The organism is Subtercola boreus (assembly GCF_003399645.1).
GTDB classification, from domain to species: Bacteria; Actinomycetota; Actinomycetes; order Actinomycetales; family Microbacteriaceae; genus Subtercola; species Subtercola boreus_A.
The window spans coordinates 128,897-148,718 of the sequence record NZ_NBXD01000020.1 but is presented as its reverse complement, the minus strand read 5'-3'; the positions used below and the strand labels follow the sequence as shown (position 1 = coordinate 148,718).

Below are 19,822 nucleotides of genomic sequence, written 5' to 3'. Positions count from 1 at the left end.
CCAAGGCATAGGACCTCGCGCGGTCGGGCGTCACTGGCCCCTGACCGCGCGACACCCCGGCCCCCGGAGGCAATACAAGTGGCCCCCGAAGGCAATATTCCCCGGCCCCCACACAGTCAAATACTCACCGCGACGTAGACCAGAGCGCGGACGTTCGAGACGCGGGCTCCTGCATGGGTGATGACGGCGCCGCCATAAGAGTGGCCGACCAGAACCACATCCCCGTCGATCTGGCGGACCGCACTGGCGACGTAGTCACCGTCGTATCCGATGCCGCGGAGCGGATTGGCGATCGCCACTGCACGGATGTCGCGGCCCTGCAGTTCGGAGATCACCCCCGCCCAACTGGAGCTGTCGGCGAAGGCGCCGTGCACGAAGGCGACGGTGATGCCGCCCGGACTGTGATTCATGGGATCTCCTCGTTAGGGCGATCAGCACGACGCCGACCGATGTTCGCGACGGTACTGCCCGGGTGCCATCGCTCACGTGGTCGCGCCGTGCCTAGGAACGGCGGGACCCCTCAGGCCCGAGGGATTCGTCCTATTGTCGACTGCATGAATACGGTTGACCCGCTCGTCGTGGAGATGATCCTCGGACTGCCGACGACACCGGCGTTCGTCGCCAATGAACTCTTCGATGTCCTCGCCTCGAACCCGATCGCGCGGGCTGTCACCCCCAAATTCGCTGTGGGAATGAACCTGGCGCGGGCCGCGTTCATCGACCCGCTCGGTCACGAGGGGATGCTGGAATGGGATCGGATATCCGACCACATGGTCGGATTGCTCAAAGAGAACCTCGCTACGTCAGCCGACGTCCTCCCTCTCGAGCGTCTGCTCTCCGAGCTAGCGTCCGGTAACTCGGGGTTTACCGGGGCCTGGGCCTCCGCCGTGATACCCGTCGACTACGTCGTCGCTCTCACTATGGACCACCCGAAGGTTGGCAGGATGGCGGTGACCTACCAGCCCCTCCGGCTACCGGCTACGGGCCAGACGCTCGTGCTCGGCAACGTTGAGCCGGGAAGCGAATCCGAGGAACGCCTGTTCCGGCTGGCAGCCACTCTCGGTCCGGTGGGTTCCTAGGAGTGGGAGGGCCACGCTTCCTGGGGCGTCGCCACCTACTATTGGTCCCATGGAGAGCGGGCGGCAGCTAGCGGAATTCCTCCGCGCACGCCGTAGCGTCGTGGATCCCTCGGATGTGGCGCTGCCTCTCAGCCCGTCCCCGCGTCGCGTGGCCGGACTGCGTCGCGAGGAAGTGGCGATGCTGGCGGGGATCAGCAGCGACTACTACCTCCGTCTGGAGCAGGCGCGGGAGCATCATCCATCGCCCGCGGTTCTCGAAGGGCTGACGCGGGCCCTGTGCCTCGATGCTGCCGCCGCCGCGCATCTGCGTCGCCTCGCGCGGCCGCCGATCCGAGGTACCCTTCGCCTCGACAACTCGGTGAGTCCCAGCCTGATCGCGCTTATCGAGTCGATGCCGACGATCCCTACCTATCTGCTCAACCGTTACCTCGACATCATCTACGTGAACCGGCTGGCCCCTCTCCTGAGTCCGGGTTTCCGAGTCGGCAACAATCTGCTGAAATTGACATTCCATCCTGCCGTTCCGCGCGACGCGTACTGGAGAGCCACGGCCCGCAGGACGATCGGATACTTCCGGTCCTCCGTCGACCCTCTTGACGAAGGGCCCGAGCTGGCGCAACTGCTGAGCGAACTGCACGCGCTCGATCCCGAGTTCACCGCGATCTGGAATCTGCATGAGACGGGTTCGTCGTCAGGGTACCCGTCGGCATTCCACCACAAGGCGATCGGCTCAGTCGAGCTGCGTTACCAGACTTTCGATCTGCCCGGCACCGGCGGCCAGATGCTCGGGATGTTCCTCCCGCCCCCAGGCGGCCCGTCCGCCGAGAAGCTCCAAATGCTTGCCTTGCTCGCCGACGATCTTCAGGCAGCCGAGGGTGTCCGTCCCGCACCCAGGAAGACCGGGACCACGACCGCCGAGTAGCCGCGCTCTACTGTCTCACCATGACCACATTGCTGAAACACTCGACAACGCGGGGCCTCTTGTGGACCTCGGACTGACCGGCAAGACGGCCGTCGTCACCGGCGCAGGCAAAGGAATCGGACTCGCCGTATGCCGTGCGCTCATCGCCGAAGGAGTCACCGTGATCGCCGGCTCCCGCACCGGCTCCGCCGAGCTTGACCAGCTCGCCGCGGGAGGCGCGCTGATCTCAGTCCTGGTGGACCTCGCCGAAGTCGACGGGCCTGCCAAGCTCATGGGGCATGCCGATGCGGTGGGTGGCCTCGACATTCTGGTCAACAACGTCGGCGCGACCAAGATTCGCCTCGACGGCTTCCTGCAGATCACCGACGAGCAGTGGGCGGATGCATTTGCCCTCAACTTCTTCAGCGGGCTGCGTTCCACCCGTGCGGCGATTCCCCGGATGATCGCGAAGGGTGGCGGAAACGTCGTCACAATCGGGTCGGTGAATGCGTTCCTCCCCGATCCCGCCGTCATCGACTATTCGGCAGCGAAGGCGGCAGTCTGGAATCTGTCGAAGTCGCTCTCAAAGGAATTCGGAGCGCAGAACCTGCGGTTCAACAGCATCAGCCCCGGGCCGGTCGAGACGGACCTCTGGCTCGGTGAGCATGGGGTGGCGCAGACGGTCGCGACCGCCTCCGGCGTCGACTTCGAGACCGCCAAGGCAACCGTCGTCGCAAGTCAGGGCGGCTTCTCGACTGGCCGGTTCACCAAGCCCGACGAGGTCGCCGACCTCGTCTTGCTGCTCGCAAGCAGCCGAGCCGGCAACGTGACCGGTGCCGACTTCCTCATCGACGGCGGCCTCATCAAAACCCTCTGAACCGTCCTCAACAATCGCGATCACTCACCCGCATAAAGGAGCACGTATGCCCAAGCATGTCGTTTTCATCCATGGACTCTGGATCCACTCAACCGCATGGAAACCCTGGCAAGACCTCTTCGAAGAGAAGGGTTACGTCACATCCGCCCCCGGCTGGCCCGGCGACCTCGAGACGGTCGAAGCGACCCGTGCCAACCCAGAAGGACTCAACAACCAAGGCATCGCCGAGATCTGCCACCACTACGCCGACATCATCGCCGGACTCGACGAGAAACCGATCGTCGTGGGCCACTCCTTCGGTGGCCTGATCGCCCAGGAACTGCTCGCGAACGATCTCGTCGCTGCAGCCGTCGCAATCGATCCAGCCCCGATCAAGGGTGTCAAGGTGCTGCCTTTCGCGCAGCTTCGATCAGGCCTCCCGGTGCTCGGTAACCCTGCGAACAAATCCCGAACGGTTGCCCTGAACGAGAAGCAATTCAAGTACGCCTTCGGCAACGTACTCACCGATGAAGAATCCGATGCGCTGCACGCTGCCTGGACAATTCCCGGCCCCGGCCGCCCCCTGTTCGAAGACGCTACCGCGAACTTTATCCGCAACTCCCCGGCCGCGGTGAATACGCACTCCGCCGTGCGCGGCCCGCTGCTTCTGACATCCGGTACCGAGGACCACACCGTCCCGAGGGCCGTCACCCTCGCGGTGTCAAAGCTCTATGCCGACAACGCGACCTCCGTGACGGAGTACCACGAATACGAAGGCAAAGCTCACTCCCTTACCCTCGACGCCGGATGGAAAGACGTCGCCGACGACGTGCTGGAATGGCTGACGGCAAAAGACCGCATGATCTCAACGAGATGAAGACTGTGACCACCGCGGACGCCGAGGCCAGGCAATTCCCGGACAGGTGTCACGCTGCGCTCCACCAGCACACCGGTGGAAACCCGCGACCGTTCCTCGGTGGTGATGCAGATCGCGGCCGACGCGCTCGGCGTCGATGCATCCTGCATCGACGTGCGGATCGGGGACACCGCGCTGCTGGCGGCCGCACCGGCGGTGCCTCCTGGGGAACCGCATCGTGGCGCACGCCGACGCGCCGTCGAATGGCTCGAGGAGACCGACGTGAACATCACGCCGACCGGCGGAAAAGATGTCGGAGAGATCGTGCGGTCGGCACCGCCGCCGCCGTGTCGAACGCCGTCTGGCACGCGACAGGTGTTCGCGTGCGTAGCGCCTTGCCAAGAGCAGGGACGATGAACGGAGTTGATCTGCGATCGGGATGCCACGACCTGATGGGAGGCGCCGACGAGCGGTCTCACATCAACCAGTGCATCTACAAAACCATCCGTTGGGCATCATGCGGTCATGAGGCTGTCGGTAGCGACAGTTCGAACCGGCACCCGCCGGGAACGTTCTGAACGCTCACGGTTCCGTGGTGAGCCTCGATGATTCCGCGCACGATCGCCAGACCCAGGCCTGCCCCGCTGGACTGCTGGTGGATGTCTGTCGTGCTGTCTGGGCCCGCCGGCGCGAAGGCGGCGGTGGGGGTGCGCGCGTCTGCTCCGCGCCAGCCGGGTTCGAAGACGCGCGCAAGGTCGGTCTCCGGTATTCCGGCACCGCCGTCGGTGACCGAGACGGAGGCGCGGCCGTCGAAAACATCTGCAGACACAGTGATCGGAGTGCGGGCGGGGGTGTGCTGCAGTGCGTTCATGAGCAGATTCGTGAGGGCACGTGACAGCTCACGGGCATCCGCCCGCACCGCGATATCCCGCCGGAACACTGACGCCACGCCTATCGTGCGACCGGCCGTCAGTGGCTGCACGTCGGCGACCGCGTCGCTGACGATGTCGTACAGCGAGACGTCTTCGAGGGTGAGTTGCAGGGTGCCGGAGTCGATTTTTGAGAGCTCGAACAGGTCGTCGACCATGCGGGAGAGCTGGTCGACTTGCGTTCGGATTTGTCGGTAGTACCGTTGCGGGTCGTCAGCGAGCCCGTCTTCGAGGGATTCCGACATGGCTCGGAGGCCGGCGAGCGGGGTACGGAGGTCGTGCGAGATCCACGCCACCAGCTCGCGGCGGGAGGCTTCGAGTTGCGCAGTCTGCGCCTGTGCCTCGGCCAGCCGGGTGCTCGCCGAGACGAGTTCGGCCCCGAGTGCGGCGAGTTCGGCTGAGAAGGGCCTGCTCACACCGTCGACGCGTTCGCCCGCCCCGAGTCTGCGCGTCGCTGCAGACAAGGTGCGTGAGTTCCGTACGATCATCCAGCCCAGAAGGGCGGCCAGAGCGAGCGACACCACGCCCGCGATGGAAGCAACCGCGACAGCGACGGTGAGGTCGTGGGCTGAAAGATACATTGCATCGGCGACGGTGATCATGCTGGAGACCGCCGAGACGGTGACAGCGAGAACCACCACGCACAACTGCATGAAAAGGGAAGCACGGCGCATGACCAACAACAGGGCAGCGGCTACGCCTCCGATTATCAGCGTCGTGATGAGGGCGATGAGTGCAACATCGGCGATATCAGACAGTGGCACGTGGATGCGCCCCGCCTTCGAGTCGGTAGCCGACGCCCCACACGGTCGAGAGCAGCACAGGGTGGGTCGGGTCGGTCTCGATCTTCTCGCGGACTCTGCGCACATGAACGGTGACCGTCGAGAGATCCCCGTGCGTCCAACCCCAGACCGCGCGCAGAAGCTCATCGCGGCCGAAGACCTGATTCGGTCGCTTGAGAAAGAAGGCGAGGAGGTCGAACTCCCGGGACGTCAGCGCGAGTGCTTTGCCGGAGCGGGTCACTGTTCGTGCTGTCGGATCCAGGGTGAACTCACCGAAGACGACGGGTGCCTCGACCGCGAATTCCACGATCGCCCGCCGGAGTATCGACTGTACGCGCAGCACGAGCTCGCGCGGCGAAAACGGTTTTGTCAGATAGTCGTCGGCCCCCGCCTCAAGACCTCGAATGCGATCTTCTTCTGCACCGAGCGCGGTGAGCAGGATGACCGGCACCCCCGATCCCGTGCGGATACGCCTGCACACTTCGACTCCGTCGATGCCCGGCAGCATCCTGTCGAGAACGATCAGATCGGGAGGGGCTTGTGCCACGCGGAGGAGCGCGGTGAAACCATCAGCCACCGCATCGACGATGAACCCGGCTGAGCGGAGGTACGTCGAGGCCACCTCTGAGACCGTGGGATCGTCTTCGACGATGAGTACCCGCCGGCCGATCAACGCGCGGTCGTGCGCTTCCGATGGCAGTCTGCTCACTCCATCACAGTACGGGTGCGAGAGTGCGAGCCCCAGTCCTCGACGGCAACCGTTCCTAATCCGTAAGAATTTCACCCCCCGTCAGAACAGTGCTCCGCCCTAGCGTCGAACTATGACTGGCGAAGCCGTGACTCCTGATGTTCTGCTCCGCCGCAGCAGCGAGGGAGACGACGCAGCGTTTGCTGCCCTGTACGCCCGATGCTTCGGCAGGGTTTTCGAATCGGTGCGGAGCGTCCTTCGCGACCGGGCCGAATCTGAGGAAGTTGCCCAGGAAGTGATGCTCGAAGTCTGGCAGAACGGCGCCAAATACGACTTCCGGCGTGCTCAGGTCTCGACCTGGCTGGGTGTCATCGCTCGTCGCCGCGCGATCGATCGCGTTCGTGCCACGCAATCCAGCCGCAACCGTGATTTCAGAATCGGTATCCGGGACTGGTATGAGCAGGTGGACGACGTCGCACTCTCGGTCGAAACACGCCTCAGGCTCGACGGTGCGCTCAGAGCGCTGCACGACATCCCGGTACCGCAACGTCGCGCGATCGAACTCTACTATTTCAACGAATACAGCCGCTCCGAAGTCGCTCGCGCGCTCAACGTGCCACTCAGTACGTCGAATTGGCGAATCAACGAGGGACTCACTCGACTGCGCGCTCTCCTCTGCGCCGACCAGAACGAAGGTCAGGAATACGTCTGACATGAATGGCGCACGTCCCACTCTGCGCGAACTCGAGCACGGCGAGGAGTGGCCATCAGGCACGGATGATGGTCGCCCGGTCCTTACCGGTTCGTTTCGATTGGTACATCGCTTCGTCGGCCAGCTGGATGAGCGCATCTCCTGTGGGCTTTTCGGGCGAGGTGCCTGGCCGGTAGATGCTCACCCCCACACTGGCGGAGACAGACAGCCCCGTCGCTTCCTCCAGGGGCGTGTTTCGTACGGTGGCACGGAGTCGCTCAGCAAGATCCCCGGCGGACTGCTCGTCGGCATCCTCGCAGATGAGGAGGAATTCGTCTCCGCCGAGCCGCCCGACCATGTCGCCGGAGCGTACGGCCCGTTCGAGGCTCGCGCCGATCCGTCGCAGAACGCTGTCACCGGCGAGATGGCCGAACCTGTCGTTGACCGACTTGAAACCGTCGAGGTCGATGAACAGCACGGCTATCGTCGGCTGGTTCGGGTGAGTTCCGGTGAGCAGCTGGTCGAGACGGCGTTGGAGCGAGTGCCGGTTCGGCAAACCAGTGAGGGGGTCGTGCAGAGACCGATACGAAATGAGCTCGCGCAGACGGATGCGCTGCAGAACCAGAACGGACTGCTGGGCGAGCGACTCCAGGAGGTCGACGGTCGGCGGGTCCAGCCGGCGCGGGCGACCGAAGCTGGCCAGCAGGATGCCACCCAATGCGCCGTCGTCGATCAGCGGCACGGTGGCCAGCGCCTCGACACGGGCCGTTCGCAACGCGGCTGCTGCCGATGGGAAGTGTGCGCTCAACTCGGCCGACCCGGAGTAGACGACCGTGGTGGGGGACTGCGCCAGACCGCCGGTCGGGGAAGGGTCGCCCCGGCCGCCGAGCGCGTCGAGAAGGGCCGCCTCGACGAGCTGCTTGGCGGCGCCGGAGGACGACGGAGCGCTGAAGCCGCCCGACGGGTCGCAGAGGTAGACGCTGGCGGCCATGGCATCTGTCGCGGCGCGTGAAGCGTCGGCGAGGGCGTGGGCGACCTCTTCTTCACTCCCGGCGTTTCCGAACGCCGTCGTGGCCGTCTGCAGGATCGTCACCCTCGTCTCAGACCGTTCGGCCAAGCGGCGCGCCGCCAGCAACTCCCGTTCGTAGTGTCTGCGCAGGGTCGCATCGAACACGGCGAACAGGATGGTGCCACCATCGCGCTCCCGGTCGACAACGGCATTCAGGAAGACCGAGAGCGTCTCGCCACTGGACAGGCAGAGGTCGAATGCGACCTCGCTGGCGCGCCCGTGAGCCTTCAGCTGTGGCATGAAGCCGGTCTCGAAGTAGAGCCTGCTGCCGGGAGTCAGGTGCTCGATGAGGTGGTGGCCCACGACCTCCTCACGCTTCTTCTCGACCATGGCGAGGAACGTGTCGTTGACCGTCGTGATCACGCCTCTGGTGGTGGCGGAGATCAGCCCGCACGGAATGAGATCGAAAAGGTCCCGCGCCTGGACACCGGGATTCATCCCAGGAAGCTCCGGATGGTGGTGGTCAACTTCTCAGGATCTGAGACATGTACGTAGTGGCCTTCTGCTTCGAGAACCTCCAGCCTGCTGCCGGGAATGCTGTCGCGCAGGAATTCTCCGGCAACGACCGGCGCCACGATGTCGTTCGTCGACTGGACCACCAGCGTGGGCGTCGAGACCGAGCTCAGATCAGAGCGCAGGTCAGACAGGAACGTCACCCGTGCGAACTGCCGCGCCACTGCTTGGTCTGCCTTCGAAAAACTGTCCAGCAGTTCCGCTGTCAGCTCGGGGCGGTCGGAATTGCCCATGAACACGGGTGCCATGGTGGATGCCCAGGCGAGGTAGTTGGCGTCGAGGGAATCGAGGAGTGCATCGACGTCGTCGGCTTCGAAGCCGCCGACGTAGCCCTCGTCGTTGATGTACCGCGCTGATCCTCCGACCAGCACGAGACTGTCGAACAGGGTGGGTTCGGCGATCGCGGCCAGACACCCGATCATCGCGCCGACGGAATGGCCGACATAGACGATCTCACTCAACCCGAGCGCGTGGCAGATCTCGAGCAGATCATCTGCGTACCCGTGCAGGGAGTCGTACTTGCCGCGGTCGTAGGCCCGGCGGTCTGATCCTCCGGAACCGACATGGTCGAAGAGCACGACGCGGTGGTCGTCGACGAACTGCGGGGCGACCAGGCGCCACATCTGCCGACTCGAGCCGTATCCGTGCCCGAACACGATGGCCGGTGCGCCCTCGGGCCCCTGGGATGAGATGTTGTTACGTCGGACCAGGGCATCTGCCCCCTCGAACGGCGCTAAGGTCACAGCAGAGTCCTCTCCGAATAGCCTTTTCCACAGGGTACTGCCAGCGGCCGGATTCCGCGTCACAGTCCGACGCTTACGAGGCGGTCACCACTGTGCGCGATGCCGACCGCCGGATCGCGGCCGCCTGGTCTTCTGCGGTCAGGTCGGCGTTGATGTGAGCGCCGGCCATCAGCCCTGCGGCGGCCGACACGATGACCTGCGCGCTCAGCTCGGTGACGTTGCCCGCGGCCCAGATGCCCGGCACCTCCGTTCGGCCGAACGCGTCGGTTGTCACCGCCGTGCCCATCCCCGACTCATGCAGCACCGCCTCGACGCCGAGAGCAGCGAAGGGCTCGACCCGCGCGCGGAGGAACGGCGACACCACAAGGGCATCGAGAGCGTGCACCGACCCGTCGGCGAGGAGAAGGTGGTGAAGGCGGTCATCGACGGAGCGGGCGGCGTTGACCTGCCCGGTGACGACGGCGATGTCCTGCGCGGCGAACAGCGTGCGCTGGTCGTCGGTCAGTGGCGGTGCCGTGTGCTCGAAGTAGACGATCCGATCGCTCCACTGCCGGAACATCAGAGCCTGGTGCGCCGAGAACGCTGTGGTCGCCAGAATGCCGAGGCGATCATCCTGAACCTCCCAGCCGTGGCAGTAGGGGCAGTGCAGCACCTCACGGCCCCAGCGCTCGCGAAGCCCTTCGACCTCGGGCAGCTCGTCGAATCCACCGGTGGCCAGCAGCAGCCTGCGGCCCCGGATGATCGTTCCCGCCGTGAGCGTGAGGGCGAAGTCGCCGGTGCTGCCCGATGAGCTCTGCACCGACCCCTCGCCGACGACCACGCCGTAGCGCCGCACCTCGTCGCGGGCGAGGCGGAGCAGCTCGGCGGGCGGTGTGCCGTCGCGCGTGAGGAACTTGTGCACGCCGGCCGCGACGCCGTTGCGGGGTTCACCGGAGTCGATCACGGCGACGCTGCGCCGGGCGCGCCCGAGCGCTTCGGCCGCGGCGAGTCCGGCGGCGCCGCCGCCCACGACGACGACGTCGAACAGGGTGGAGGGGGTGGTGGTGTGGGTGGTGTTCATGGAAGCTCCTCGCTGGTGGATGTCTCCATGATCATCCTGAATGGCACAATCAGCCCAATAATGTTGCCGATGTGGCAAGGTTGGAGTATGACTTCCGAACCTCCTGAGGGCACCGACGCCGTCCTCGCCGCGGTCGGCCCGCGGCTCAGGGCGCTGCGAACGCGCCGACGTGTGACCCTGGCCGCGCTGTCCGTGGCGACCGGTATCTCGGCGAGCACGCTCTCCCGACTCGAGTCGGGCAGCAGGCGCCCCAATCTCGAGCTGCTGCTGCCGCTCGCCAGGGCGCACGGGGTTCCCCTCGACGAGTTGGTGGGAGCGCCGGCGACCGGTGACCCGCGCATACACCTGCGCCCGATCAAGCGGCACGGCCAGACGATCGTGCCGCTGAGCCGCGACGGTGGGGGCGGGTTGCAGGCTTTCAAACACGTCATCTCGGCGACGGCTCCGCAGGGCGAACCGGTCGCCAGAACGCATGAGGGCTTCGAGTGGGTCTACGTGCTTCGCGGGCGGCTGCGGCTGGTGCTGGGAGAGCATGACCTCGTTCTGCCGGCGGGCGAGGCCGCGGAGTTCGACACCCGCACTCCGCACTGGTTCGGGCGAGCCGATGACGACGCTGTCGAGTTTCTCAGCCTGTTCGGTCGCCAGGGCGAACGGATGCACGTTCGGGCGAGTCCGCGGGCGACGTCGTAGCGGGCTCAGTCTCCTCACTCGCAGGCGCGGCGGGGCTCGCAGGCGCGGAGACCTGACTGAGCAGCACCTTCCTGACGGTGGCGCCATAGGCTGTCGTGAACGCCCGGCCAAGCTCCCGTTCGGTCGGGAAGCCGGCCCGGCGGGCGAGTTCGCGAGGACTCAGCGTGCCCTGTTCCGCCGACTCCCCGCCACGCAGTACGGCCAGCGATGCAGCGAAAGCACGAACGTCGAGGTCGGCCCCGCGGGAATGAGCGCCAGGCTGCGCATCGCGCCGAAAGAAGTCGGTGACCAGCTGCTGCAGTACGGTCGCCGTCGGCTGCGCCGGGATGGAGTCGCCTTCGACCACCTCGATGAGTGCTGTGAGGAACGACAGCAGTGGCGAGCCCTGGGCCGTCGAGTAGGAGAAGGGCCCGAAGGCCTTCGCCACGTGCACGCCCGCCTCGCGCAGGGTGTTGAGTGGAACGCTCACCAGAGCCACCCGGCAGAAGGTCAGCGCCTCGACCGATGTGGTCGATCCTGACGAGAAGAACGCGGCCGAACCTGCGGAGAAGCGAAACAGGGCTCCGTCGTGCGAGACGGCAACCTCGCCCTCGCGCAGGAAGATGACGGCGACGCGGCCTCCGTCTTCGCGGGTCTCGTGTTGGAAGATCGGGATGGAGGGTGTCGCCTCCTGCCTCAGCTCCGCCACTTCGACCCCGTCGAACGACCACAGGGTGCCGTCACCGAAACGGCGGTTCTCGACCAGCGCGTGCGCGGCGCCCGCGAGTTTCGCCCTCTCTCGATCGCTCCGGGCATCCGCGGTTCGTGAGGAGAGGGGGAGTCGCACATTTCGTCTCACGGGAGACTCGATTCGCTCGGAGGCCGGAACGGGGCAACGCTTGGAACCAACGGTAGACCCTTGGCGGCGAGCGAACAATACACCTCCCGCCACGGGGAGTCACCCACCCTGCGGCAGCCTCGACGGTGGCCTACAGTCGACTCGTTGCGCGGTGCGACGTTCCGGGTGGAGCCGGGGCGACACCCACCGTTCCGGTCTCATGGAGGAGGTTGTCGTGTCCACAGTCGACAGGTCGTCAAGCAGCAGTGCGGGGGAAGTGCGGAGCCTCGTGCCGGCCCGGATGGACAGACTGCCGTGGACGAGGTTCCACTGGTCGATCGTCATCGGGCTGGGCTTCTCCTGGGTGCTCGACGGCCTCGAGATCCAGATCGTGGCTTCGGCCGGGTTCCAGAAAGACCTCGGCATGTCGGCCGCGGATGTCGGGCTCGCCGGCACCGTCTACCTGGTGGGGCAGATCGTCGGGGCGCTCGTCTTCGGCCGTCTGTCCGACAAACTCGGTCGCCGCAAACTCTTCATCCTGACGCTGGTGATCTACCTCATCGCCAGTGCCGCGGCCGGGCTCTCGCCGAGCATGTGGGTTCTCTTCTTCTTCAGGTTCTTCGCCGGCATGGGCATCGGTGGCGAGTACGCGGCGATCAACTCAGCCATCGACGAACTGATTCCCTCGCACTACCGCGGCCGGGTCGACATCGCCATCAACGGAACCTACTGGGGCGGCGCAGCGCTCGGTTCGGCAGCCAACCTGTTCTTTCTGAACCCCGACAACTTCGCCGAGAACATCGGCTGGCGGCTCGCGTTCTTCATCGGACCGATCCTCGGCCTCGCCATCATCTACCTGCGGCGTCACATTCCCGAGAGTCCGCGCTGGCTGATGACCCACGGCCGCGAGAAGGAGGCCGAGGAGACCGTCGACGACATCGAGGCCCGCGTACAGCGGGAGGGCGGAAAGATCGAGCCGGTCGACGAGAAACTGGCGATCACGGTGACGGCGACCGAGAGCATCCCGTTCCGCACCATCGTGCGCGTGCTCTTCAGGGACTACCCGAAGCGCACCCTGGTGGGCGCCACCATGATGATCACGCAGTCGTTCCTCTACAACGCCATCTTCTTCACCTACGCCCTCGTGCTGCAGAACTTCTACGGCACCGACTCGGTCTCGACGCAGTACTACTTCTTTCCGTTCGCCATCGGCAACCTCCTCGGCCCGCTGCTGCTCGGGCATCTCTTCGACGTGTGGGGGAGGCGCCGGATGATCCTGCTCACCTACGGCGTCTCGGGCGTCGTGCTCGGCATCTCTGCCGTGCTGTTCAGTACCGGTGCCCTGAACGCCACCACGCAGACCGTCTTCTGGTGTGTGTCGTTCTTCTTCGCCTCGGCGGGAGCCTCCAGCGCGTACCTCACGGTCAGCGAAATCTTCCCGCTGGAGCTGCGCAGCCAGGCGATCTCGTACTTCTTCGCCCTCGGCCAGCTGGCCGGCGCCGGCGCGCCCCTCATCTACGGCATCCTGATCGGCGACGGAACCGACCGCGGCCCGCTCACCGGCGGGTACTTCCTCGGCGCCGCGATCATGATCGTCGGCGGCGTCGTGGCGTTCATCTTCGGGGTGGACGCCGAGCGAAAATCGCTCGAGACGATCACCAAGCCGCTCTCGCTGGTGGAGGGCCGGAACGGGTGATTCGAGAACGGGTGACACGAGAACGGTTACCCTGAATCGTCAGCCAAAACCTTTCAAAGGAGAGTCATTATGGGATTCGAAGACATCACCGCCAAGGCACAGGCCTTCCTCGCCGACACGAAGGTTCAGGATGCGCTGAAGAGCGAGAAGGCCGAAGACATCAGCGACACCATTCTCGATTCGGTCACCGGGGCCGTCAAGAACGCGACCGGCGGCAAGTTCGACGACAAGATCGACGGTGCACGCGACGCTGCCGACAAGGCCGTCGGCACGGAGTAGTCGCAGCCCGTGGCGGGCCGGATCACGACGCCAGTGCGTCAGCCAGGGCCCTGAGCATCGGCTCCTGGCCCGCCACCACCCGGCGGAGCGCGTCGTCGTAGGGCACCCACCGCGCGGTGTCGATCTCGGGGAATTCTCGCAGCACACCTGAGCCGCGGGGCCATTCCATCTCGAAGGTGTTGCTGCTCACGGTCTCGACGTCGAAACCCGTCGGCGCCTCGGCCGCATAGGCGCGCACGGTCTTGCCCGACCGCTGGCGAAAGTCGCCGAGCAGTTCGTAGGCGACATCGGGCGCCGGTACGCCGATCTCCTCAGCGAACTCGCGTCGCGCGGCCGCGAGCGTGTCTTCGCCCGCGTCGACCAGACCTTTCGGGATCGACCAGGCCTGCTCATCCTTTCGTGCCCAGAACGGGCCGCCCATGTGGCCGATCCACACCTCGAGGGTGCCGCCGTCACCACGGTAGAGCAGGATGCCCGCACTCAGCACAGGCGGGCGGCTCGCGTCGGCCCTCGGCTCGCTCACTCTGCCGACCCCTTCGCGCTCGCCGGTGCCTGAGTCGGGGCCCTCGCCGGAGCCCGGCTCGCCGCACGCGCCGTCGTCTCGGCCAGCCGCGCCGCCTTCTCCCGCTGCCGGTCGAGCCGGCCGTACTCGAGATCGGTCTCGTCGAGGCGACCTTCGAGCTCGGTGAGCTTCGAACGACGATCGCCCAGAGTCGTGGTGAGTTCGGTGAGCCGTGCCTCGAGATCGTCTATCTCATCGGCGAGCGACTCGGATTCGTCGCGGGCCAGGTGGCGCAACTCGGTGAGCCGGCTGAGCTGCGTCTCGATGAGATCAAGGGCGTGGCGCGCATCCCGCGCCGCCCGTCTCGCACCATCGTCGACACGGCGCCCGACGTCGTGCGGGGCCCTCTCGGAGGAGGCCTTCCCGGAGCGGGGCTTCGCCGGTCGGGGTGGCACCGCGTCGTCGTCGTCGACATCACCGTCGACGTCACCGTCGACGTCTGTGTCGTCGGGCTCGTTCAGCCCGGGCGCCTCGAACGGCCCGGCGACGGCGCCGTCGAGATCGACCGCCTCCATACCGTTCGATGCCAGCGCGCGAACGAGCCGCCCGGTGCGCGCCGCCGCCTGGGCCCCGGGGTCGGCCAGCACTGCCTGCAGTGTCTGCTCCACATCGGCCGACACCGCCGCCGGGAGCTGGCCGCCCGCCGCCTGCGCCTGCCGGGCGAGATCGAGCGCGGCATCCGTCGTCTCTCGAAGCACCGCCCGTCGCCGGGTGGCGAGCTCGGCCAGCGCACCCGGTTCGTCGCCATCCGCCGCGTCGCGGATGACCGCGCCGAGCGCCACGACCTTCTCGAGGGCTCCGCTCTGACGGGTCGCCAGCAGGTTCACCGCCCAGGCCGCCACCGAGGGTTTGGTGAGCCGCTTGATATCGGCGGCGAGCTGCCTGTCGCCAGCCGCCTTCGCTTCTTTCGACAGGTCGCCCCGGCGCCCGACGAACTCGGCCGGCGGCAGCACAGAGAGTTCGGCGGCAGCGGTCTCGAGATCCACGTTCTCCTCCTTCGGTGCCGGTCAGCCTCCAGTATCGCCGTCTGCGCAAGCCCGCCGGCCAGGCGCGGCGGGGTGCCGCACCACGGTGCATACTGACAGAGCAGAACGCGGCCTGCCGCAGGGCGCACACCACATCGATCAGGGGGCCGGATGATCGTCGTCATCGCATTCATCGCGAACATTCTCGTAGCCATCGCCAAGTCGGTCGCGGCGGTGCTCACCGGGTCGGCCTCTCTCGTGGCTGAGGCGTCGCACTCCTGGGCGGATGCGGGCAACGAGATCTTTCTCATCGTGGCCGACCGGCGTTCGGTGCGCCAGAAGGACGACGGGCATCCACTCGGATTCGGGCGCGAGGCCTACGTGTGGTCGCTGCTGGCCGCGGTCGGGGTGTTCACCGTCGGCGCGGTGGTGTCGGTGATGAACGGGGTGCAGCAGCTCTTCGATCCCGAACCGGCCTCGGACTACCTCATCGCGTATGCCGTGCTGGGTGTCTCGGCGCTGCTCGAGGGGGCCTCGCTGCTGCAGTCGGTGATCCAGGCCAGGCGTACCGCGTCGAAGTACAGGCGCCGCTCGTTCGACTACGTGCTGAACGGGTCAGACCCGACGCTCCGGGCGGTGGTCGCCGAGGACTCTGCCGCCCTCGCCGGGCTCGCCATCGCGTTCCTCGGCATCCTGCTGCACCAGCTGACCGGTGACCCGTTCTGGGATTCGCTCGGCTCCATCCTCATCGGACTGCTGCTCGCGGGCGTCGCCATTCTGCTGATCAACCAGAACCGCCGCTACCTCGTGGGGTTCAACCCGCCTGACCGTGTCAGGAGGGGCGCCGCGGAACAGCTGCTCGCGCGGCCGGAGATCGCGCGCCTGACCTACCTGCATCTCGAATTCGTCGGTCCGTCGAGACTGTTCCTCGTTGCGGCGGTCGATCTCGTGGGCGATGGGCCCGAGGAGCAGGTCGCGCGCGTGCTGAGACGGATCGAACGCCAGATCAAGCAGGACGACCACATCGAACAGGCCGTGCTCACTCTCTCGGTCAGCGACGAGCCGTCCCTGATCGTCTGAGACGACCGCCCTCTCGGCCCCGCGGGCGACCTGCCTCTGTACCCCGCGATCGACCGCGGGGTGCAGAGGCAGCGGCTACGCGGAGGCCGTCGCGAGGATGTCGACCACGAACACGAGGTCGTCGGTACCGCTGATGCCCGCCTGCGCCTGGCCGGCCGTTCCGTAGCCCTGGTCGGGCGGGATGACCACGATGACCTGCGAGCCGACGGTCGCGCCGACGAGGGCGGCACCGAAGCCCTTGATCACCTGGTTGGTGGCGAAGCTGGTGGGCCCGCCCTTACCCCAGCTCTGGTCGAACACGGCTCCCGTGGTCCAGTTGACGCCCTGGTACTGCACGGTCACGGTGTCGCCGTCGCCGACCACTGCGCCATCACCCTTCTTGAGGGTCGCCTGCTGCAGGGTGGTCGGGGCCGGAGTGGTCGGAATGGTCACGGTGGGCGTGCCGTCGTCGGCGAGTGTCACCACGGGAAAACCGGCCGGTGCGGGCTGGTCTGCGCCCGTGGCGCGGGTGGGCATGTTCGGGTCGACCGAGGGAGTCGGCGCGGTGGTCGCCGGGGGAGCGTCGGTCACGTCTTTGACGTCGACCACGAAGACCACGGTGTCGGTCGCAGCGACGCCGAGGGTGGAGTTGCCAGCGGTGCTCCAGGCGTCAGCGGGTGGCACGACGGCCACGATGCGCGAACCGACGGTGGCGCACTGCACGGCCTTGATGATCCCGGGGAGGAACTGCGTCTGGTCGACGGTGACCTGCTGCGGCCCGATCTCGGCGTCGGTGGTCGTGAAGAGCTGCTTGCCCGAGGTGCCGTTGTAGAGCGTGAAGTCGATGGTCGCCAGCTTGCCCTCGGCGGCCTCGGCGCCGGTGCCGGCCACGGCCACGGTGCGCTCGGTGTCGGTGGTGGTCATCGGGGCGGTGAACGTCGTGGTCGGCAGCGCATCGAGGTCGCCTGTCACGGTGACGGCGTCGGAGTTGGCACCCGACGCGGTGGGCGTGCACGCGGCAGCCGTGGTGGCCGTCGGAGCCGCAGACGTGGCGCTGCTGCAACCCGCCAGGGTCAGGGCGACGGCGGCCGCAGCGGCGAGCAGGGTGATTGTGCGCATTGGTCCTCAGACACTTCAGATCGGCGAGACGTTTCTCGGGAATGAGATGATTCTCAGTGGTGAACAAACCCGCCCAGTCTGTTCCGTCGGGCTATGAACAACCTGCGGATGGGCTGGGAGGGAAGGGGACGAAAAAAGTTTTGGTGAATTGTGTGACGAATGTCTCGCTGGATACGTCTCTCTCATGGCGCATTTCTGCCGCACCGTGAACCGACGAAGAGAGACACCGCGCGATGGGCACACTGATCTACGGCTCTCCCGGCACGTCGCTTCCGTTCGACGATCGCCTCCTGTCCCACCTGCAGGCCGTCATTCTGGCGAAGCTGCGCCGCGACGAGAAGTTCGGCTTCACCTGTGTCACCGGGGAGAACGGTCACACGTCGATCTGGGTGCACCCGGCGATTCCGCTGGTGTTCACCTTCGACTCGGCAACCCGTGCCCCGCTCAACCGTGCCTGGGTGGAGAAGCTGATGCAGACCGCTAACGGGACGGCGGGCCTGAGCGTCGTCGAGGAGCCCACCGGCTGAACGCTGCCAGGCAGTATCGTTGTCGACGATGATCTCCCGACGAGAAGCCGCCCTGCGGCTCGACATTCCGATCGAAATGGCCGAGCGCCACGGCCTGCCCGCACGGCTCTCCGAGGCAGAGGTCGAGGCGATCGATGCGGCCCCGCCGGCGTGGCTCGCGCAGTCGAGATCGAACCGCACGGGAGCGAAGCCGGTCTGGGTGCAACTCGTCTGTTCCGTGTGTGGATTCACAGAAGCGGCCCGCCCCAAGAAATGGTGGCCGGCCTTCACCTACCTGAGCTGCGACTGGCATGCGCCTGAGGAGCTGCCGCCCGTCGCATCCGGAACAACACGAACCGAATACGACGGGATCGGCAACCGCTTCGTCGGCGTGGTCGACGACTAGCGCGAAGCCTTCGGGTTACTTGTCTTCTTCGAGCTTCAGAGCGATGCCGAGAGCCATGAAGGTCGGGGCCCAGTGGCCGATGAAGATGCCCCAACGGTCGGACTGCGCCTTGGAGTCGCCCTTCTTGCGGCGGCTCACGAACCACGTGATGAGGGATACGGCGATGGAGCCGAACCCACCGAGGTAGGCCCATTCGCTCTTGAAGCCGAGTTCACTGAGTTTTTCGATCATGTGTTTCTCCTCCTGGTTTTGATCAAGTCTGCTCTCTGGGCCGATGCGCCGACAGGCCCTTGACAGCCCGGTTACGCCTGGCCGTGGCTCGCGCGGGAACGGCGCGAGAGCGAGTCGATGATCACGGCGAGCAGCAGCACGGCACCGGTGATCATGTACCTGATCGAAGAGTCGAGGTTCAGAAGCGTCAGGCCGTTCGAGATCGACTGGATGACCAGGATGCCGAGAAGTGCAGAGTAGGCGCTGCCCCGGCCGCCGAAGAGGCTGGTTCCGCCGATGACTGCGGCTGCGATGGCGTTCAGGTTCGTGTCGCCGCCGCCCGATGAGAGGCTGGCCGAGGTCAGGCGGGCCGAGGCGAGCAGGCCGCCGAGTGCAGCGAAGGTCGACGTGAGGATGAAGACCGAGATGTAGACCCGGTTGACCCGGATGCCGGCACGCCGTGCCGCCTCGACAGAGCCACCGACCGCGAAGACCGAACGGCCCCAGCGGGTGCGCGTGAGAAAGAAGTTCATCACGACCACGAGCACCACGAACAACAGGAACATGGCACCGAGGCCGCGGTCGGTCGCCAGGTAGGCGACGACGATCACGAGCAGCACCAGCAGGCCGATCGACTTGATCAGCGTCACCGAGATCGCCCCGGTCGACAGGCCGGCCTTTCGACGGCGGGAGGCCCGGCGCACGTCGGTGTAGAACACGGCGCCGGCGGCGATCACGGCGAGGGCGTACGCCGCCCACGGCGGGAGGAAGGTGGCCTGGGCGAACTGAACGATCCACGAGTCGTAGGGGAGGTTGATCGAGCCGTTCGGGCCGAGCACCTTCAGCTGCAGGCCGAGAAAGGCCAGCAGACCGGCCAGCGTGATGACGAAGCTCGGTACGCCGAAGCGGGTGAAGAGCAGGCCGTAGAGAAAGCCGATCGCGGCGCCGACCACGAGCGCGACGACCACAGCCAGCGCGACGGGCCAGCCCAACTGCGTCAGCCCCACGCCCAGGATGGCCGCGGCGAGGCCGCTCACCGACCCGACCGAGAGGTCGATCTGGCCGAGCAGCAGCACCAGCACGATACCGATCGAGATGGTGCCGACCGCCGCGCACTGCAGAGTGAGGTTGACGAGGTTGTTCGAGGAGAGGAAGTTCGGGTTGAGGATCTGGAAGATGACCCAGATCACGATCAGGCCGATGATGACGGGGAGCGACCCGAGGTCGCCGCCGCGCACCCGCTGCTGGAACGCGAGGATCGCGCCGCGCACGCCCTCGGTGCGCACCAGGCGTTCGTCCTGCAGGTCGGCGGCGCGTTCGGCGGGGGTTTCGGAAGGGGTGGTCAT

Annotated in this window: 24 protein-coding genes; 12 read left to right on the top strand and 12 right to left on the bottom strand. The window is 66.4% G+C overall.

Annotation, left to right across the window (positions count from 1 at the left end; genetic code table 11):
• Positions 1-116: 116 nt before the first annotated feature.
• Positions 117-410: an alpha/beta fold hydrolase gene (locus tag B7R24_RS10930; RefSeq protein WP_116418984.1), complete on the bottom strand. Its 294-nt coding sequence runs from the start codon at positions 408-410 to the stop codon at positions 117-119.
• A gap of 144 nt (positions 411-554) precedes the next feature.
• On the opposite strand from B7R24_RS10930, the gene B7R24_RS10925 reads away from it, so the two are divergent.
• The 5 genes from B7R24_RS10925 to B7R24_RS10905 all read left to right on the top strand — a co-directional run bounded on the left by B7R24_RS10925 (position 555) and on the right by B7R24_RS10905 (position 4,109).
• Positions 555-1,079, top strand: coding sequence for an MmyB family transcriptional regulator (locus B7R24_RS10925; protein WP_116418983.1), 525 nt, complete (start codon positions 555-557; stop codon positions 1,077-1,079).
• Positions 1,080-1,128: 49 nt separating this feature from the next.
• The gene (locus tag B7R24_RS10920) at positions 1,129-2,001 is read left to right on the top strand and encodes a helix-turn-helix transcriptional regulator (RefSeq protein ID WP_116418982.1); all 873 of its coding nucleotides are present in this window, start codon (positions 1,129-1,131) and stop codon (positions 1,999-2,001) included.
• A 61-nt stretch (positions 2,002-2,062) separates the two neighbouring features.
• On the top strand, positions 2,063-2,857 hold the full coding sequence (locus B7R24_RS10915; protein WP_116418981.1) for an SDR family NAD(P)-dependent oxidoreductase: 795 nt from the start codon (positions 2,063-2,065) through the stop codon (positions 2,855-2,857).
• Positions 2,858-2,903: 46 nt separating this feature from the next.
• Positions 2,904-3,713, top strand: a complete 810-nt coding sequence (locus B7R24_RS10910) for an alpha/beta hydrolase (protein WP_116418980.1) — start codon at positions 2,904-2,906, stop codon at positions 3,711-3,713.
• Positions 3,714-3,788: 75 nt separating this feature from the next.
• On the top strand, positions 3,789-4,109 hold the full coding sequence (locus B7R24_RS10905) for a hypothetical protein (RefSeq protein ID WP_116418979.1): 321 nt from the start codon (positions 3,789-3,791) through the stop codon (positions 4,107-4,109).
• 106 nt (positions 4,110-4,215) lie between these two features.
• Here the strand turns inward: B7R24_RS10905 and B7R24_RS10900 are convergent, their stop codons facing one another.
• Positions 4,216-5,385: a sensor histidine kinase gene (locus tag B7R24_RS10900; protein WP_253259412.1), complete on the bottom strand. Its 1,170-nt coding sequence runs from the start codon at positions 5,383-5,385 to the stop codon at positions 4,216-4,218.
• A complete protein-coding gene (locus tag B7R24_RS10895) occupies positions 5,372-6,112 on the bottom strand; it encodes a response regulator transcription factor (RefSeq protein ID WP_116418977.1) in 741 nt (246 codons plus the stop codon). The genes B7R24_RS10900 and B7R24_RS10895 overlap by 14 nt, the downstream gene beginning before the upstream one ends.
• Positions 6,113-6,224: 112 nt before the next feature.
• Between B7R24_RS10895 and B7R24_RS10890 the strand changes: the two genes are divergently transcribed.
• Positions 6,225-6,803: a sigma-70 family RNA polymerase sigma factor gene (locus B7R24_RS10890; protein WP_116418976.1), complete on the top strand. Its 579-nt coding sequence runs from the start codon at positions 6,225-6,227 to the stop codon at positions 6,801-6,803.
• Between the two features lie 55 nt (positions 6,804-6,858).
• Here the strand turns inward: B7R24_RS10890 and B7R24_RS10885 are convergent, their stop codons facing one another.
• The 3 genes from B7R24_RS10885 to B7R24_RS10875 form a co-directional block, all read right to left on the bottom strand.
• Positions 6,859-8,289 carry a sensor domain-containing diguanylate cyclase gene (locus B7R24_RS10885; protein WP_116418975.1) on the bottom strand — a complete coding sequence of 477 codons (1,431 nt, stop codon included), beginning with the start codon at positions 8,287-8,289 and terminating at the stop codon, positions 6,859-6,861.
• Positions 8,286-9,107 (bottom strand): alpha/beta fold hydrolase, encoded by an 822-nt coding sequence (locus tag B7R24_RS10880; protein ID WP_116418974.1) that lies wholly within the window; start codon positions 9,105-9,107, stop codon positions 8,286-8,288. The genes B7R24_RS10885 and B7R24_RS10880 overlap by 4 nt, the downstream gene beginning before the upstream one ends.
• Positions 9,108-9,180: 73 nt before the next feature.
• Positions 9,181-10,167 (bottom strand): NAD(P)/FAD-dependent oxidoreductase, encoded by a 987-nt coding sequence (locus tag B7R24_RS10875; RefSeq protein ID WP_116418973.1) that lies wholly within the window; start codon positions 10,165-10,167, stop codon positions 9,181-9,183.
• 87 nt (positions 10,168-10,254) lie between these two features.
• Here B7R24_RS10875 and B7R24_RS10870 point away from each other — a divergent pair, with 87 nt between their 5' ends.
• Positions 10,255-10,857: a helix-turn-helix domain-containing protein gene (locus tag B7R24_RS10870; protein ID WP_116418972.1), complete on the top strand. Its 603-nt coding sequence runs from the start codon at positions 10,255-10,257 to the stop codon at positions 10,855-10,857.
• On the opposite strand, the gene B7R24_RS10865 is transcribed toward B7R24_RS10870, so the two are convergent.
• Entirely contained in the window at positions 10,793-11,695 is a 903-nt protein-coding gene (locus B7R24_RS10865; protein WP_172582794.1) for a hypothetical protein, read from the bottom strand. The two genes, B7R24_RS10870 and B7R24_RS10865, sit on opposite strands and share 65 nt — an antisense overlap.
• A 214-nt stretch (positions 11,696-11,909) precedes the next feature.
• Here B7R24_RS10865 and B7R24_RS10860 point away from each other — a divergent pair, with 214 nt between their 5' ends.
• A complete protein-coding gene (locus B7R24_RS10860) occupies positions 11,910-13,370 on the top strand; it encodes an MFS transporter (protein WP_367302620.1) in 1,461 nt (486 codons plus the stop codon).
• A 69-nt stretch (positions 13,371-13,439) separates the two neighbouring features.
• Positions 13,440-13,649, top strand: a complete 210-nt coding sequence (locus tag B7R24_RS10855) for an antitoxin (protein WP_172582793.1) — start codon at positions 13,440-13,442, stop codon at positions 13,647-13,649.
• Positions 13,650-13,671: 22 nt separating this feature from the next.
• Here the strand turns inward: B7R24_RS10855 and B7R24_RS10850 are convergent, their stop codons facing one another.
• Both B7R24_RS10850 and B7R24_RS10845 read right to left on the bottom strand, forming a co-directional pair.
• Positions 13,672-14,172 carry an NUDIX domain-containing protein gene (locus B7R24_RS10850; RefSeq protein ID WP_216363673.1) on the bottom strand — a complete coding sequence of 167 codons (501 nt, stop codon included), beginning with the start codon at positions 14,170-14,172 and terminating at the stop codon, positions 13,672-13,674.
• Complete coding sequence (locus B7R24_RS10845; protein ID WP_116418968.1) at positions 14,169-15,197, bottom strand: hypothetical protein; 1,029 nt, start codon at positions 15,195-15,197, stop codon at positions 14,169-14,171. The genes B7R24_RS10850 and B7R24_RS10845 overlap by 4 nt, the downstream gene beginning before the upstream one ends.
• 150 nt (positions 15,198-15,347) lie before the next feature.
• Between B7R24_RS10845 and B7R24_RS10840 the strand changes: the two genes are divergently transcribed.
• Positions 15,348-16,256 carry a cation diffusion facilitator family transporter gene (locus B7R24_RS10840; RefSeq protein WP_116418967.1) on the top strand — a complete coding sequence of 303 codons (909 nt, stop codon included), beginning with the start codon at positions 15,348-15,350 and terminating at the stop codon, positions 16,254-16,256.
• Between the two features lie 75 nt (positions 16,257-16,331).
• Here the strand turns inward: B7R24_RS10840 and B7R24_RS10835 are convergent, their stop codons facing one another.
• A complete protein-coding gene (locus B7R24_RS10835; protein ID WP_116418966.1) occupies positions 16,332-17,354 on the bottom strand; it encodes an FKBP-type peptidyl-prolyl cis-trans isomerase in 1,023 nt (340 codons plus the stop codon).
• 233 nt (positions 17,355-17,587) lie between these two features.
• On the opposite strand from B7R24_RS10835, the gene B7R24_RS10830 reads away from it, so the two are divergent.
• A complete protein-coding gene (locus B7R24_RS10830; RefSeq protein WP_116418965.1) occupies positions 17,588-17,881 on the top strand; it encodes a DUF7882 family protein in 294 nt (97 codons plus the stop codon).
• 28 nt (positions 17,882-17,909) lie between these two features.
• Positions 17,910-18,266, top strand: coding sequence for a hypothetical protein (locus tag B7R24_RS10825; RefSeq protein ID WP_116418964.1), 357 nt, complete (start codon positions 17,910-17,912; stop codon positions 18,264-18,266).
• Positions 18,267-18,281: 15 nt separating this feature from the next.
• Here B7R24_RS10825 and B7R24_RS10820 read toward each other — a convergent pair whose 3' ends face one another.
• Together B7R24_RS10820 and B7R24_RS10815 are read right to left on the bottom strand one after the other, a co-directional pair.
• Complete coding sequence (locus B7R24_RS10820; RefSeq protein WP_116418963.1) at positions 18,282-18,497, bottom strand: hypothetical protein; 216 nt, start codon at positions 18,495-18,497, stop codon at positions 18,282-18,284.
• Between the two features lie 71 nt (positions 18,498-18,568).
• A complete protein-coding gene (locus tag B7R24_RS10815) occupies positions 18,569-19,822 on the bottom strand; it encodes a sugar ABC transporter permease (protein ID WP_116418962.1) in 1,254 nt (417 codons plus the stop codon).